The sequence below is a fragment of the Rathayibacter sp. AY1F3 genome (genome assembly GCF_002931975.1).
Classification (GTDB): domain Bacteria; phylum Actinomycetota; class Actinomycetes; order Actinomycetales; family Microbacteriaceae; genus Rathayibacter.
On record NZ_PSVF01000011.1, the window covers coordinates 40158 to 54296 of the forward strand.

Sequence of the window (14139 nt, forward strand, 5' to 3'; positions counted from 1 at the left end):
GGTCAGGGCCGCTCCGAGGCTCCAGCGCGAGGAGCGACGTGACCGAGCCGACCCCCACCACGACCGCCTGGATCCGCCCGCCCGCGCTCGACCTGGTCGCCGGGATCGGCCGCGGCATGGGCGAGCTCGCCGAGCGGATGGGGATCCTCTGGCACGAGCTCACCCCGCAGCACTCGGTGGCCTCGATGCCCGTCGAGGGCAACCGGCAGCCGGTCGGCATCCTGCACGGCGGCGCGCACGTCGTGCTCGCCGAGTCGATGGGCTCGATCGCGGCGAACGTGCACGCCGGCGCGGGCCGCCTGGCGATGGGCATCGAGCTGAACGCGAGCCACAGCCGGTCGGTCCACTCGGGCTTCGTGATCGCCACCTGCGACGCGATCCACCTGGGCTCCACCCTCACCACCCACGAGATCGTCGTGCGCGACCAGGAGGGGCGCCGCCTCTCCACCGTGCGGATCACCAACATCATCCGAGACGCCCGCTGACGGGAGCGGACGGGTCCCCCTCGCGGGAGCGGAGGGCGACGACCACGCCCAGGACCGCGACCGCCGTCGGGACCGCCCGTGCCTGCGAGCGACGGGGGATCGACCGGTCGGCCGCGCCGCTCGGGGACCCGGCACCGCGGCGAGCGGCACTGTCAAGCGACGGCGCGCGACTGTGCCCGGTGGTGCCCGAAGGGCGACACTGAGCGGATGAGCCTTCGCCATCTCCTCAAGAGCCTCCCGTCCATGCCCTCCGAGCTGCCCTCGTTCGATGCGGAGGCGGCTCCGGCCGATCCTCTCGAGCTGTTCGCGCAGTGGCTCCAGGAGGCGAAGGACGCGGGCCAGCTCCTCCCCCACGGCGCCACGCTCTCCACCGCCTCCGACGACGGCACCGTCTCGGCGCGCGTGCTCGTGCTGCGCGAGATCGACGAGGCGGGCTGGGCGTTCTCCACCCATGCCACCAGCCCCAAGGGACGCGCCATGGAGGAGAACCCGCACGCCGCGCTGACCTTCTTCTGGCCGGTCCAGGGCCGTCAGGTCCGGGTCGAGGGCCGGGTCGAGCGCGCCTCCGCGCAGGAGTCGGCCGACGACTTCCGCCGCCGCTCCGAGGCCGCTCGCACCGCCCTGCTCGTCGGGCGCCAGAGCGAGCCGATGCGCAGCGCGCAGGACTTCGGCCTCGTCACGCTCCAGACCAGCGTCGCCGTGGGCTGCTCGCCCGCGACGCTCGACCGGGAGTGGGCCGTCTACCGCGTCGTGCCCGAGCGCATCGAGTTCTGGCAGGGCTCGACCGCGCCGGAGCAGGATCACACCCGTCTCGAGTACCGCCCGGGAACGACGGAGGCGGGCGGCTCCCCGTGGGAGCGCACCCGCCTCTGGCCCTGAGGCCGTGGGCCCTCGGGCCCGGCCTCGCGCTAGGCCTTCTTCGTGCTCAGCTGCTCGATGATCGCCTGCGCGACGTCGTGCATGGTGAGCCGGCGGTCCATGGAGGCCTTCTGGATCCAGCGGAACGCCTCGGGCTCGGTGAGCCCCATCTTCTCGTTGAGCAGGCCCTTGGCGCGGTCGACGAGCTTGCGGGTCTCGAAGCGCTCGACCATGTCGGCGACCTCGGCCTCGAGGGTGAGGATCTGGGCGTACCGCGAGAGGGCGATCTCGATCGCGGGCAGCAGGTCGTTGGGCGTGAAGGGCTTCACGACGTAGGCGAGCGCTCCGGCCTCGCTGGCGCGCTCGACGAGCTCCTTCTGGCTGAAGGCGGTGAGCAGGACGACGGGCGCGATGTGCGCCTTCGAGAGGCGCTCGGCCGCCGAGATGCCGTCGAGCTGGGGCATCTTGACGTCCATGATGACGAGATCGGGGCGCAACTCGGTGGCGAGGGCCACAGCGGTCTCGCCGTCGCCGGCCTCGCCGACGACCTCGAAGCCGTTGTCGCGGAGGATCTCCACGATGTCGAGGCGGATGAGGGATTCGTCTTCGGCGACGACGACCCGACGGGGTGCGGTCGACGAGGGTTCCTGGTCAGTCACGCCGACGAGCCTACGGTATTCTCGACGGGCTGGTGATGAGCCGGTGTGGCGGAATGGCAGACGCGGGGCACTCAAAATGCTCTGTCCGAGAGGGCTTGTGGGTTCGAGTCCCACCACCGGTACCCGCCTGGTCGCGCGGTGCGCGCCTCCGCTCGCTAGCGTCGTCGGATGAGCACCGACCCCTGGCCCCTGTTCTCGCTGGAGCTGCGCACGCCGCGGCTCGAGCTGCATCCGGTCCGCGACGCCGACCTCGGCCCTCTCGCCGAGGCAGCCCTCGCGGGCGTGCACGAGAGCGGCCGCTCGCCGTTCCCCTCCCCCTGGGCCGAGGCGCCGGCGGAGCGCCTGCCCGGCGAGCTCGCCCGCTTCCACTGGTCGCAGCGCGCGCAGACGACGCGGGAGGCGTGGCGCGTCGCGTTCGCCGTGGTCGAGGACGGCCGGGTCGTCGGCTGCCAGGACGTGGTCGCCGAGTCCTTCGCCGCCACCCGCACCCTGACCTCGGGCTCGTGGCTCACCCGCTCGGCGCAGGGCCGCGGCCTCGGGCGGGAGATGCGCGCCGCCGTCCTCCTCCTCGCCTTCGACCACCTCGGAGCCGAGGTCGCCGAGAGCGCCGCTCTCGCCTGGAACACCCGCTCGATCCGGGTCTCGGAGGCCCTCGGCTACCGGCCGAACGGGACGCACCGGATCGTCGGTCCGGACGGTGCGCCGGTCGAGGAGCTGCGGTTCCGCGTCACACCGGAGACCCTGGTGCGGCCGGAATGGACGCTGGAGGCCTCGGGGATCGACGCCGCACGAGCGGTCCTCGTCCAGGACCCGCTCGGTCCGCCCTCCCCCGTCTGATTCACCAGAACATCGTGCCCGGCGAGCCCTTGAACGGACCGACCACGCGCGAGGTGATCCAGCCGCCGTAGAAGTCGCCCGGCTGCGGCTGGACCGCCTCGCCGTCGACCGTGCAGGAGTCCATCCGGCCGGGGTAGAGGGCGACGGTGTCGACGAGGGCCTCGAAGCCGGCCATCGGCTCGGGGTACGTCCAGCCCGCCGCCTCCGCGACCGCTCCTCCTCCCCCGCGCACGGTCAGGTAGGAGGCCGCGCCCTTGAACTCGCAGATGCTGCGGCCGGGCGCGGGCTCGAGCGCCCCGGGCGCGAACGAGGACACGGGGAGGTAGTAGACGGGAGGGTGGCTCGTCTCGAGGACGCGGAGAGCGTCGCGGGTCTCGGCGACGACGACGCCGCCCAGCCGCACGACCACGTGCTCGGCGGTGGTCTCGACCCTCGGGGGTCGCGGGTAGTCCCAGACGGATTCCTGGCCCTCGGCGGGCGGCACGCGCTTCATCCCGCTCACGCTACGCGGCGGGGAGCGGTGCTCCGGCGCCTCCCAGAGGATGCCCGGGCGGACGCCGCGGCTCCGCAGATCCCCGCCGCCGGGACGCGCAAGGGCCCCGGTCGCGTAACGTCGTCCCTGCGGCGGAACCCCGAGCCCGCGCGCAGAAGGAATCCAGAGTGCCCACCGAATGCATCCACGGCCTCGACATCGCGCTCTGCGACGTCTGCACCCCGAAGAAGCTCCCCGAGCAGGTCGGCCGTGCCACCCGCGCCCCCGCGCGCGTGCCCGGGACCTCCCGTGCGGCCACCGCCCGCGCCGCCGCCCGCGGCACGGCGCGCGAGAAGCCCCTGCCGAAGGTCGACATCGCCGCGCAGCGGATCTACCACGTCACGCATCTCGACAACCTCGAGGCGATCGTCGCCGCCGGCGCGATCCTGGCGGACCAGCAGCTCCAGGAGCGCCCCGCGATCGACGTCAGCGCCGAGACCACCCGCGAGCACCGCCGTGCCGTGCAGGTGAAGGACGGCGTGAGCGTCGCCGGCTTCGTGCCCTTCTTCCTCTCCCCCGACGCCGCGCTCTGGGCCGACCTGCGCGGCGAGCGGGTCGCTCCGCACTGGTCGCCGAGCGCCCACGAGACCACCGCTTCGCAGTACGTCGTCCTGGTGGGCTCGCTCGCCTCCGCCCCGGTCCTGAGCGACGGCGACGCCTCCCACGTCCTCACGCGCTTCACCGAGGGCGACGCGCTCGTGCGCACCTTCGCGCGCCTCCTGGTCGACGAGCCGGCCCTGCGCAGCGCCGAGGCGCTCGTGCCCGAGCGCTTCCCGCTCGAGGGCGTCGCGACGGTCGGCGTGGCGTCGGTCGCCGCCCGCAACCGCGTCAAGGCTCTCTTCGAGGGCATCGACGCCTCTCCCCGCGTCGCCGTCTACCCGCCGTGGTTCCACCCGGTGGCCGAGGAGGAGTGACCCGGCGCTAGTCGGCCTCGAGGAGGTCGAGGCGGTCGGCCAGGTACCGGCGCAGCGGCATCAGTCCCTGCTCTCCCAGACCGGGCGCCCAGCGCACGAGCACCTCGGAGCCGCGCAGTGCCAGCGGCTCCTGGCCCGACTCGAGCGCTGCGGCGTCCAGTGCGAGGCGCCGCCAGCCGTAGTTGACGATCTCGCCCTCCTGGAACGGACCGTCGAAGGCGGCGCGCCGGATCTCGCGGCGCGCCTCCTGCGACTCGGACTGGTTGTTGGCGTGCAGCGGAGCGACGGCACGAGTGACCGATCCCGTCGCGAGGAGCTCGCCCTCGCGTCCGAGGAGCACCACGCCGAGGCGCCACGCGCGGGTCACCGGCGCCATCACCGGCTTGCGGCGGAAGCCGAGGATCGCGCGCGGCGTCCGCAGCTCGGCGACGGCCTGGTCGGCGATGCCGCGGGCGTCGAGCTCGGCGGAGACCTCGCGCAGGAGCGCGGCCAGATCGGCGGCGGCCTGCTCGGCCCCGGGTGCTGCGGGCATCGCTCCTCCTCGGCTCGTCCCGCCAGCCTACGGGCGCGGTGTGCACCGGCCACCCCGCTCCGCACCGCTAGCATCGCCTGACGACACCGAGGAGGACGAGCGATGCGCGTCATCATGATGGGCCCGCCCGGCGTGGGCAAGGGCACCCAGGCGGCCGTGCTGTCGCGCGAGCTGGGGGTGCCGGCGATCTCCACCGGCGATCTGTTCCGCGCGCACGTCGCCGACGGCACCGACCTCGGACGGCGTCTGCGGGCGCTCGTGGAGGCCGGCGAGTACGTGCCGGACGAGCTGACGAACGCCCTGGTCGCCGAGCGCCTCGCCGAGGAGGACGCCCGGGACGGGTTCATCCTCGACGGCTACCCGCGCACGCTCGCCCAGGTGGACGCGCTGGCGGAGCTCCTCGAGGAGCGGGGCACGCCGCTCTCGTGCGTCGTGCTGCTGACGGCCGACGCGGACGTGGTCCTCGAACGGCTGCACGTGCGGGCGCAGGAGCAGGACCGCGCCGACGACGACCCCGAGGTGGTGCGGAACCGGATCGAGGTCTACGAGCGCGAGACGGCTCCTCTGGCGGAGGTCTACGACGAGCGCGAGCTCCTGGTGCGGATCGACGGCTCCGCCTCGCAGGACGAGGTCGCCGCGAGGATCATCGCGGCGTGCCGGCCCGAGTGAGCCGACGCGCCGCGACGCGAGGTCAGATCGCCGAGGCGAGGACCTCGTCGAGCTTGGCCGAGGCCTCCTCGTCGGTGCCCTTCAGGGCGAGCGAGAGCTCCGACACGAGGATCTGACGCGCCTTGAGGAGCATCCGCTTCTCGCCGGCCGAGACGCCGCCCGCCTGCTCGCGGCGCCACAGGTCGCGGACGACCTCGCTGACGCGATACACGCTGCCGCTGGCCATCTTCTCCTGGTTGGCCTTGAAGCGGCGGGACCAGTTGCTGGCCTCCTCCGCGACGTCGCTGCGCAGGACGTCGTAGACCGCCTGGACTCCGGCGTCGTCGATGATCTCGCGGACGCCGACGAGCTCGGCGTTCTCGACGGGGAGGGTGATGGTGAGCTCGCTGGTGTGCACGTTCATCGTCATGAACGTCTTCTCGACGCCCTTGACCGCGCGCTTCTCGAGCCCGGTGATCGTCACCGCTCCGTGGTGCGGGTAGACCAGGGTCTCGCCGACCTCGAATGTCATCATGTCGTGCCTTTCGTCGTGGGGCGTGGTGGGAGTGAGGAGTCCAGGGGGCGCAGCGGCGCCGCGGCGAGCCAGGCCGGGAGCAGCGCGACGAGGTGCTCGACCAGCTCCTCGTCGGTGCCGTCGAGGGAGCCGGCGAGCCAGGCGCCGACCACGGAGAGGACGCCGCCGGCCGCGAAGACCGCGGTGAGCTCGTGATCGACCGCTGCGGGGACGTCGACCCGGGCGAGCACCTCGCGGTGCAGGGCGAGCGCCGTATCGAGCACGGCGTCGTCGGAGGCGACCCGGGCGGAGGCCCGCGCGCGGAGCCGGGCATGGAAGGCGTGGCGGTCGACCAGCCGCTCGACGAGCCGCGAGTAGCCGCGCTGCAGGGCGTCGGCTCCGGAGCGGTCGGCGGGATCGCCCTCGGCGACGTCGGCGACCACGAGGTCCTGGCGGAGCAGCGCGGAGGCGACTCCCGCTGCGTCGTCGAAGTGGGCGTAGAACGAGCTGCGGCTGATCCCGGCCTCGCGCACGATGTCGCTCACGGCGATGCCCTCGGCCCTCTCGCCGTCGCTCTGCATGACGAGCCGCTCGACGGCGTCGAACACGCGGCGGCGGGTGCGCCGGGCTCGCGGATCGGCGGAGCCGAGCGCCGAGAGGGACTCCGCCGCGGGCACGGAGGCGAGGCGGGCGGGAGTCATCGACGTCAGTCTACCACTTCCCGGACAGGTGTACGGGAAGAGCGTCAGGCGCCGGTGCGAACCTGGTCGAGGCCGGCGATGCGGTCGATCGCGGCCTGCTCGCTCGGCGAGACCCGGCCGAGATACCGGCCCAGGAACACGAACAGCAGGCGGTTCGCCGTGATCGCAGGCCACCACGGGCGCCGGAGACCCAGGAGCCTCCGCACCTCGGGGCTGAGCGAGGCGACCGCGCCGGCGAACAGCAGCGGGTAGACCACGCCCGCCTCGCCCGGCAGCCGGATGTCGCGGAGGAAGCCGACCGCCTCGTGCACGCGTGCGTCGGGCTTGAGCTCGCCCGCGAATCCGGCGAGCTGCGCGCGGAGCTCCGCGACGCTCTCGGGCGGATCCTGCACTCCGAGCAGCCGGCCGGAGGCGGCCCATTCGCGCACGTAGGCGTCGGGGCCGCCGGGGATCCGTCCGCCCCAGATCTCGTGGGCGCCGAGGAACGCGTCGGTGAAGGCGTCGTGCACCCAGAGCAGCAGGCGGGGGTCCTGCGCCGAGTAGGAGCGCTCGCGCCCGCCGGCGTCCTCGTAGGAGCCGACGATCCGCTCGTGCACGCCGGTCACCCAGCGCGCCGCTCCGCTCGCCGCGGCGGTGTCGCCGAAGCTGGTGGTCAGGACCCAGCGGACCGTGTTGTCGAGCCGGCCCATCGGGTCCTCGCGGTAGCGGGAGTGGTCGTGGACACCGGCCATCGCTCCGGCGTGGAGGGTCTGCATGAGCAGAGCCCGCACTCCGGCGATCATCGTGGGCAGGCCGCCGTTGACCGCCCAGACCGCGCTGCCCGGTCCGAAGAGCCCGGCGTCGTCGCCCTTCTCGAGGGCCACGATCCAGTCGGCGCGGGGGCGGGGGCGGCGGCGTCTCATCCGCTCAGTGTGCGCTCGGATCCTGGGCCGCGCCTGGCCGTTCTGTCACCCTTCGTGGGGCCGTGGTCACTCGGCCAGCAGTTCGCGGACGTCGTCGGCCGACAGCGCCCGGGCGAAGAGCTCGCCCTCGTCGAGCACCGCCGTGCTGAGGCGGCCCTTGCGCTCCTGGAGGCGCACGATCTTCTCCTCGATCGTGTCCGTCGCCACCAGCCGGTACACGTTCACCCGCCGCTCCTGGCCGATGCGGTGCGCGCGGTCGACGGCCTGCGCCTCGGCCGCCGGGTTCCACCACGGGTCGAGGATGAAGACGTGGTCGGCCTCGGTGAGGGTGAGCCCGGTGCCGCCCGCCTTCAGGCTGATCAGGAAGACGGGCGCGGCTCCCGAGCGGAACTCCTCGATCACTCCCGCGCGGTCCCGCGTGGAGCCGTCGAGCTGCACGAACGGGATGCCGCGCCGACGCAGCCGCTCCCCCGCCCGCTCCAGGTACGAGGTGAAGGTGCTGAAGACGAGGGCCCGACGGCCTTCCGCGATCACGTCGTCGAGCTGCTCGACGAGCACGTCGAGCTTCGCGGACGGGACGTGCCGGTAGGCCGGGTCGACCAGGGACGCGTCGAGCGCGAGCAGGCGCAGGAGGGTGAGCGATCGGAACACCGTGAAGCGCTGCCGGTCGAGGTCGTCGACCAGGCCCAGGAGCTTCCGCCGCTCGCGCTGGAGGTAGCCGTCGTAGAGCACCCTGTGGGCGGGCGTCAGCGCGACCTCGATCGTCTGCTCCTGCTTCTCGGGGAGCTCCGGCGCCACCGCCTCCTTGGTGCGGCGGAGCAGGAACGGACGCAGTCGCCGGCGCAGTCTCTCGAGGCGGCGGCGCGCGCCCTCGGTGTGGCTGACGGTCCGTCCCTCGGACAGATCGGGCGAGGCGATGCCGACGGGCGCCTCCGCGTGCAGGATCGGCCGGGTGTACTCCTCGCGGAAGCGGCGCAGCGGCGGCAGGAGCCCGGGCGCCACCAGGGCGAAGACCGCCCAGAGCTCGTCGAGCGAGTTCTCCAGCGGTGTGCCGGTGAGCGCGAGCGTGACGGGCGCGCCGACCCCGCGGGCGGCCCGGTGCGTCTGCGAGGCGGGGTTCTTGACGAACTGGGCCTCGTCGAGGATCAGCGCCGACCACGTCCTCGCCGCCCAGCGCTCGCCGCCGAGGCGCAGGACCGCGTAGCTGGTGAGGACCACGTCCGCGTCGGCCCGGATCGCGTCGAGCGCGCCCTCCCGCGAGCTCGCGACGACGTGGACGCGCAGGGCGGGCGCGAAGCGCTCGGCCTCCGAGCGCCAGCCCGGCACGACCGAGGTGGGGGCGACCACGAGGAACGGCGCGCGGCGGATCCCGGCGCGGCCCGCCTCCTCGACCGCGTCGAGCATCATGGCCAGCGCCTGCAGGGTCTTGCCGAGGCCCATGTCGTCGGCCAGGATCCCGCCGAGCCCGTGACGGAGGCGGTGCACGAGCCAGGCGTAGCCCGCCCGCTGGTACGGACGCAGCCGGGCGGTCAGGCCCTCCGGCGGCTCCACGTCCTCCGGCGACCCGGCGGCCAGCGCGGAGTCGAGCACGGCGCGCCACGCGTCGGAGGGGACGCTCTCGTCGGCGAGCTCCTCCAGCTCGTTCCACAGCCCGGCCTGGTGCCGGCCGAGCCGCGGTCCCGTCTCCCACTCCTCGAGCTCGTCCGCCCGGGTCAGCAGCTCCCGGAGCCGGTCGAGGCCGGGGTGCGCGAGCGAGAGGTAGGAGTGGTCGACCAGGCGGATGCGGTCGCCGCCCGCGGCCAGAGCGCGGAAGAGGGGCAGGAACGGCACGGTCGCGTCGCCGATGCTCACGACGACGCCGAGGTCGAACCAGTCGGCGCTCTCGGTGTCGACCGCGGTGATGGTGAGCGTGAGCGGTCCGGTCAGCAGGCGGTAGTCCGGGGCCGCGCCCTCGCGCTCGATCCGGACCCCGCCGATCCCCTCCAGCTGCGGGAGCTGCTCCACCACGAACACCGCCGCCTCGGCCCCGCGCAGGACCGCGCTCGTCCCCGGCTCCGGCACGAGAGCGGACCCGGCCTCGCCGAGCACCGAGCGCACCCGGCGGAGCACCGCGCGCTCGAGAGCCGCGTCGGCCGTGCCGTCGAGCTCGCCCGCGCGATCGGGCGAGCGGCGCCAGTGCCAGCCCACCCTGACGGCGCGCCGCGGCTCGAACGAGACCGTGCAGACCAGGCGCGGGGGCTCCGGATCGTCCAGGACGAGGTCGACGCCCTCCTCGCGCACCGCGACGCGGCCGCGGAGGGCGGGGAGGTGCTCGCCGACGAACTCGGGCACGTCCTCCGCCGGGACCTCCGTCTCCTCGGGGTGGTCGAGGAGCCGCAGCTCCTCGTCGTCGAAGGGCAGGGACGCGGGCGCGAGCAGGAGCGAGGACGGATCGCCGCCCTCGACCACGTAGACGCCGTGCCGGGCGACCGGACGCGCCGACTCGGGCGCGTGCTCCGCGCCGTCGATGCGCAGGACGGGCCGCAGCCGGAGCGCTCCCTCCTCCGCCGAGACCGTCACCGCCACATGCGCGGGACCGGCGAGACGGACCGCGCCCTTCTCCGGGGCGAGCAGCGGGATCCCGGCGGCCTGCGCCTGCTCGAGCAGCCGCCAGAGCAGTGGGCTCTCGTAGTCGTCGAGGTGGATCCAGTCGGGGTCCTGCCCGAGGTGGACGGTGCGCGTGGCGCGGTGCAGAGCCGCGAACTCGGCGAACCAGCGCTGGTGAGCGGGGTCGAGCGAGAGCCGGTGGGTCTGGAAGTTCAGCGACTTCCAGGTGAGGGTGGTGCGGTTCCAGGCGCCCCCGCGCCCACGGACGGCGGGGCGGGTGGCCAGACGGTGGTCGCGGCGCTCGTCGGGATCGTAGGTCTTCGCCGTGACGCGCTCGCTCGCCGGCGCCCGCCACGGATCGTCGGCCCGGCGCACCAGCCGGCGCAGCTCGAACTGCAGCCCGATCGGAGTGAGGACGGTCGGCGACTCGGCCTCGGGGGGTCCGCTGAGCTCGCCGACGCGGGCGCGCCAGGAGGAGGGGGTCGACTCGGGAGGCACCGCCCCATGCTGCCACGCGCCGCCGACACCCCCGCCCGCACCGCGTGACGGGCAGAATCGGAGGATGACCAGCAGCGACTCCCCCGCGCCCACCGTCCTCACCCTCGGCAGCGAGAGCCTGCGCCTCGCCCTGACGACCGCCGGGGCCGAGATGACGTCCCTCCGCGACGACGAGGGCCGCGAGTACCTGTGGCAGGCCGGCCCGGAGTGGCGCCGGCACGCTCCCGTCCTGTTCCCGATCATCGGGCGCCTCCCCGGCGACACGCTGCACCACGACGGCGCGGACCACCGGATGGGGCAGCACGGCTTCGCGCGGGACCGGGTCTTCGAGCTCGCGGGCGTCTCGGCGGACGAGGCGGTGTTCCGGCTCCGGAGCGACGACGCCACGCGCGCGGTGTTCCCCTTCGACTGGACGCTCCTCATCGCCTACGCCGTGACCGGCGCCTCGCTCCGGATCACCCAGACCGTCGAGAACAGGGGTCCCTCTCCGCTGGGCTTCTCGCTCGGGAACCACCCGGCCTTCGCGCTGCCGCTGCCCGAGGGCCGCGGCGAGCACCGCATCCGCTTCGCGCAGCCCGAGCCGGAAGGGTACCGCCGCGCTCCGGAGAACCTGCTGCTCGAGGCGCGCCACCCGGCGCCGCTCGAGGACGGGGTCCTGACAGTGGACGACGCGCACTTCGAGGAGGGCGTGATGATCTTCGACGAGCCGCGCCGGCGGACCCTCCGGCTCGAGGCCGACGGCGCCGCCCGCGCGATCGTCGTCGACACCGGGGACTTCGACGTGGTCGGCGTGTGGAAGCCCGTCGGGGCCCCGTTCGTCTGCCTCGAGCCGTGGCGGAGCGTCCCGACCCCCGAGGGCTGGGACGGCGACATCGTCGACAAGCCGCGCCAGATCGTCCTCGAGCCGGGCGGCCGGCGGTCGCTGTCCTACAGCATCGCGCTGAGCTGAACGTCCTCGCGCTGGATCTGCGCGTCGAGCAGCTCGAAGCGGCGGATGATCAGCCCCTCGCGGGTGGCCCAGGGGCAGATCACCAGGGTCTCGATGCCGAGGGCGTCCATGGCCGCCTCCGCGACGAGAGCGCCCGCGAGCAGCTGCGGAGCCCGCAGAGCGGAGACGCCGGGCAGCGCTGAGCGGTCGGCCGCGCTGATCGCGGCGAGGCGGGCGGACCACAGCCGGAGATCGACCAGGTGCAGCTCGCGGCGCACCAGCGGACCGGCGGCGCTCGGAGCGGCGCCGGTGATCCGCGCCAGCGAGCGGAAGGTCTTCGACGTGCCTGCGACCAGGTCGGGGCGCGCCAGGGCGAGGAAGCCGCGGACGGGCTCCGCGAGCACCTCGCGGGCGTGACGCCGGGCGGCCTTCACGCTCGTGGCCGAGGCGGGATCGCCGACCAGCAGGTCCCGCGTCACCCGCCCCGCTCCGAGCGGGACCGACACGGCGAGCTCGGGCACCTCGTCCACGCCCATCGAGAGCTCGAACGAGCCGCCGCCGATGTCGAGGTCCAGGATCGAGCCCGCGCCCCAGCCGAACCAGCGGCGCACGGCGAGGAAGGTGGCCGACGCCTCCGCCTCGCCGCCGAGCTCCTGGAGGTGCACTCCCGTCTCGGCGCGGACCCGGTCGAGGACCGCCGCGCCGTTGCCGGCCTCGCGGATCGCCGAGGTCGCGAACGCCAGCAGGTCCTCCGCGCGGTGCTCGCGGGCGACCTCGGCGGCCTCGGTCACGAACGCGATCAGCTCGCGCTGGCCCCGCTCGGTGATCTCCCCCGCCTCGTCGAGGTGCGCCACGAGAGCGAGGCTCCGCTTGTGCGAGCGGTAGGGCACCGGGCGGGCGCCGGGGTGCGCGTCGACGAGGAGCAGGTGGACCGTGTTGGAGCCGATGTCGAGCACGCCGAGTCGCATGGGTCCACGGTATCCGCCCGCGGAGGCGCGTCCCGCCACGCGGACCGCCGGGGAACGCCGGAGGGCCCGGCCGCTCTCGCGACCGGGCCCTCCGGGGGTGCTGGACTCAGTGGTCCCAGTTCTCGGCCCTGTCGGCCGAGCTGGACGAGCCGACGATGTGCACCCGCATGTCGTTCGTCGTGCCGGCGCGCCCGGGGGGCGATCCGGAGACGACGACCACGGTCTCGCCCGCCTGGGCGAGGCCCTCGCGGAGCAGCACCGCGTCCACCTGCGCGAACATCGCGTCGGTGTGGTTGACGCGCGGCGTGACGAAGGACTGGACGCCCCAGTTCAGCGCCATGCGGCGGCGGACGGCCGGCTCGGGGGTGAAGCCGATGATCGGGATGCCGTGGCGCAGGCGCGTCATGCGGCGGACCGAGTCGCCCGACTCCGTGAACACGCAGAGGAACTTCGCCTCGACGAACTCCGCGACCTCGGCGGCGGCCAGCGTGACCGATCCGCCCTGGGTGCGGGGCTTGCTGCCCAGCGGGGGGATGCGCTCCAGGCCGTGCTCCTCGGTGGACTCGACGATGCGGGCCATGGTCTGCACGGTGACGACGGGCCAGGCTCCGACGCTGGTCTCGCCCGAGAGCATGACCGCGTCCGCGCCGTCGAGGATGGCGTTCGCGACGTCCGAGGCCTCGGCCCGCGTGGGGCGGGGGCTCTCGATCATCGACTCGAGCATCTGGGTCGCGACGATGACCGGCTTCGCCCAGCGGCGGGCGAGCTCGACGGCGTGCTTCTGCACGATCGGCACCGCCTCGAGGGGCAGCTCGACGCCGAGGTCGCCGCGGGCGACCATGATGCCGTCGAAGACGTCGATGATCTCCTGCAGGTTGTCGACCGCCTGCGGCTTCTCGATCTTGGCGATGACGGGAGCCTTGCGGCCCTCCTCCGCCATGATCTCGTGCACGCGCTCGATGTCGCTGGCGTTGCGCACGAAGGAGAGGGCGATGATGTCGGCGCCGAGGCGGATCGCCCAGCGGAGGTCGTCCTCGTCCTTCTGGGAGAGGGCGGGGACGTTGACCGCGACACCGGGCAGGTTGATGCCCTTGTTGTTCGAGACGTTGCCGGGGACGACGACCTCGGTGACGACCCGGGGGCCCTCGACGGCGGTGACGCGGACAGCGACCTTGCCGTCGTCGATGAGGAGCATGTCGCCCGGGTTCACGTCGTCCGGGAGGCCCTTGAACGTGGTTCCCGAGAGCTCGCGCGTGCCGAGGACGTCCTCGGTGGTGATGGTGAAGACGTCGCCCTCGGCGAGGGCGTACGGGCCGCCCTCGAACTTGCCGAGGCGGATCTTCGGACCCTGCAGGTCGACGAGGATCGCGACCGCGCGCCCGGCGTCGTCCGCGGCCTTCCGCACGATGCGGTAGATGCCTTCGTGGACGTCGTAGCTTCCGTGACTGAGGTTCATGCGGGCCACGTCCACGCCGGCGTCGATGATCGCACGAATGGTCTCGTACGACGACGTTGCCGGGCCGAGGGTGGCGACGATTTTCGCTCGTCTCATTGAGGGGGTGCTCCGTTGTTCTGCG

15 protein-coding genes and 1 tRNA gene are annotated in these 14139 nt (G+C 73.8%); 7 read left to right on the forward strand and 9 right to left on the reverse strand.

The features are described from left to right. The first annotated feature begins 38 nt into the window (after positions 1-38). Both C5C39_RS08450 and C5C39_RS08455 read left to right on the forward strand, forming a co-directional pair. Positions 39-485: a PaaI family thioesterase gene (locus tag C5C39_RS08450; protein ID WP_374953047.1), complete on the forward strand. Its 447-nt coding sequence runs from the start codon at positions 39-41 to the stop codon at positions 483-485. 207 nt (positions 486-692) lie between these two features. Further along, complete coding sequence (locus tag C5C39_RS08455; RefSeq protein ID WP_104353127.1) at positions 693-1364, forward strand: pyridoxal 5'-phosphate synthase; 672 nt, start codon at positions 693-695, stop codon at positions 1362-1364. Positions 1365-1393: 29 nt separating this feature from the next. Here C5C39_RS08455 and C5C39_RS08460 read toward each other — a convergent pair whose 3' ends face one another. Then, the gene (locus tag C5C39_RS08460) at positions 1394-2002 is read right to left on the reverse strand and encodes an ANTAR domain-containing response regulator (RefSeq protein WP_104221889.1); all 609 of its coding nucleotides are present in this window, start codon (positions 2000-2002) and stop codon (positions 1394-1396) included. 39 nt (positions 2003-2041) lie between these two features. On the opposite strand from C5C39_RS08460, the gene C5C39_RS08465 reads away from it, so the two are divergent. Together C5C39_RS08465 and C5C39_RS08470 are read left to right on the forward strand one after the other, a co-directional pair. Next, positions 2042-2124: transfer RNA gene (locus tag C5C39_RS08465), tRNA-Leu, on the forward strand. A gap of 46 nt (positions 2125-2170) precedes the next feature. After that, complete coding sequence (locus tag C5C39_RS08470; protein ID WP_104318987.1) at positions 2171-2839, forward strand: GNAT family N-acetyltransferase; 669 nt, start codon at positions 2171-2173, stop codon at positions 2837-2839. A gap of 1 nt (position 2840) precedes the next feature. Here the strand turns inward: C5C39_RS08470 and C5C39_RS08475 are convergent, their stop codons facing one another. Further along, positions 2841-3332 (reverse strand): DUF427 domain-containing protein, encoded by a 492-nt coding sequence (locus C5C39_RS08475; RefSeq protein ID WP_104353128.1) that lies wholly within the window; start codon positions 3330-3332, stop codon positions 2841-2843. Positions 3333-3499: 167 nt separating this feature from the next. Here C5C39_RS08475 and C5C39_RS08480 point away from each other — a divergent pair, with 167 nt between their 5' ends. Next, a complete protein-coding gene (locus C5C39_RS08480) occupies positions 3500-4285 on the forward strand; it encodes a DarT ssDNA thymidine ADP-ribosyltransferase family protein (protein ID WP_104221883.1) in 786 nt (261 codons plus the stop codon). A 7-nt stretch (positions 4286-4292) separates the two neighbouring features. Here C5C39_RS08480 and C5C39_RS08485 read toward each other — a convergent pair whose 3' ends face one another. Next, positions 4293-4817, reverse strand: coding sequence for a hypothetical protein (locus C5C39_RS08485; RefSeq protein ID WP_104232649.1), 525 nt, complete (start codon positions 4815-4817; stop codon positions 4293-4295). A 102-nt stretch (positions 4818-4919) separates the two neighbouring features. Here C5C39_RS08485 and C5C39_RS08490 point away from each other — a divergent pair, with 102 nt between their 5' ends. Continuing rightward, positions 4920-5486 (forward strand): adenylate kinase, encoded by a 567-nt coding sequence (locus C5C39_RS08490; protein WP_104353130.1) that lies wholly within the window; start codon positions 4920-4922, stop codon positions 5484-5486. 22 nt (positions 5487-5508) lie between these two features. On the opposite strand, the gene C5C39_RS08495 is transcribed toward C5C39_RS08490, so the two are convergent. The 4 genes from C5C39_RS08495 to C5C39_RS08510 form a co-directional block, all read right to left on the reverse strand. Next, complete coding sequence (locus C5C39_RS08495) at positions 5509-5997, reverse strand: CarD family transcriptional regulator (RefSeq protein WP_104353151.1); 489 nt, start codon at positions 5995-5997, stop codon at positions 5509-5511. Beyond that, entirely contained in the window at positions 5997-6680 is a 684-nt protein-coding gene (locus C5C39_RS08500; RefSeq protein WP_104353131.1) for a TetR/AcrR family transcriptional regulator, read from the reverse strand. Before C5C39_RS08500 ends, C5C39_RS08495 begins: the two co-directional genes overlap by 1 nt. A gap of 44 nt (positions 6681-6724) precedes the next feature. After that, positions 6725-7582: an oxygenase MpaB family protein gene (locus tag C5C39_RS08505; RefSeq protein ID WP_104221875.1), complete on the reverse strand. Its 858-nt coding sequence runs from the start codon at positions 7580-7582 to the stop codon at positions 6725-6727. 66 nt (positions 7583-7648) lie between these two features. Continuing rightward, complete coding sequence (locus tag C5C39_RS08510) at positions 7649-10666, reverse strand: DEAD/DEAH box helicase (RefSeq protein WP_104353152.1); 3018 nt, start codon at positions 10664-10666, stop codon at positions 7649-7651. A gap of 64 nt (positions 10667-10730) precedes the next feature. Between C5C39_RS08510 and C5C39_RS08515 the strand changes: the two genes are divergently transcribed. Further along, positions 10731-11615, forward strand: a complete 885-nt coding sequence (locus tag C5C39_RS08515) for an aldose 1-epimerase family protein (RefSeq protein ID WP_104221873.1) — start codon at positions 10731-10733, stop codon at positions 11613-11615. Here C5C39_RS08515 and C5C39_RS08520 read toward each other — a convergent pair. Together C5C39_RS08520 and pyk are read right to left on the reverse strand one after the other, a co-directional pair. Then, entirely contained in the window at positions 11594-12562 is a 969-nt protein-coding gene (locus C5C39_RS08520; protein ID WP_104221871.1) for an exopolyphosphatase, read from the reverse strand. The genes C5C39_RS08515 and C5C39_RS08520 overlap by 22 nt on opposite strands. Positions 12563-12668: 106 nt before the next feature. Next, a complete protein-coding gene (gene pyk, locus C5C39_RS08525; protein ID WP_104221869.1) occupies positions 12669-14114 on the reverse strand; it encodes a pyruvate kinase in 1446 nt (481 codons plus the stop codon). Positions 14115-14139 lie beyond the last annotated feature (25 nt).

Bases quoted from the DNA above. Each gene is read 5' to 3' on its own strand.
- C5C39_RS08490 (WP_104353130.1), top strand. From the start codon at position 4,920: ATGCGCGTCATCATGATGGGCCCGCCCGGCGTGGGCAAGGGCACCCAG.
- pyk (WP_104221869.1), bottom strand. From the start codon at position 14,114: ATGAGACGAGCGAAAATCGTCGCCACCCTCGGCCCGGCAACGTCGTCG.
- C5C39_RS08495 (WP_104353151.1), bottom strand. From the start codon at position 5,997: ATGACATTCGAGGTCGGCGAGACCCTGGTCTACCCGCACCACGGAGCG.
- C5C39_RS08485 (WP_104232649.1), bottom strand. From the start codon at position 4,817: ATGCCCGCAGCACCCGGGGCCGAGCAGGCCGCCGCCGATCTGGCCGCG.
- C5C39_RS08505 (WP_104221875.1), bottom strand. From the start codon at position 7,582: ATGAGACGCCGCCGCCCCCGCCCCCGCGCCGACTGGATCGTGGCCCTC.
- C5C39_RS08470 (WP_104318987.1), top strand. From the start codon at position 2,171: ATGAGCACCGACCCCTGGCCCCTGTTCTCGCTGGAGCTGCGCACGCCG.
- C5C39_RS08475 (WP_104353128.1), bottom strand. From the start codon at position 3,332: ATGAAGCGCGTGCCGCCCGCCGAGGGCCAGGAATCCGTCTGGGACTAC.
- C5C39_RS08520 (WP_104221871.1), bottom strand. From the start codon at position 12,562: ATGCGACTCGGCGTGCTCGACATCGGCTCCAACACGGTCCACCTGCTC.
- C5C39_RS08500 (WP_104353131.1), bottom strand. From the start codon at position 6,680: ATGACTCCCGCCCGCCTCGCCTCCGTGCCCGCGGCGGAGTCCCTCTCG.
- C5C39_RS08455 (WP_104353127.1), top strand. From the start codon at position 693: ATGAGCCTTCGCCATCTCCTCAAGAGCCTCCCGTCCATGCCCTCCGAG.
- C5C39_RS08515 (WP_104221873.1), top strand. From the start codon at position 10,731: ATGACCAGCAGCGACTCCCCCGCGCCCACCGTCCTCACCCTCGGCAGC.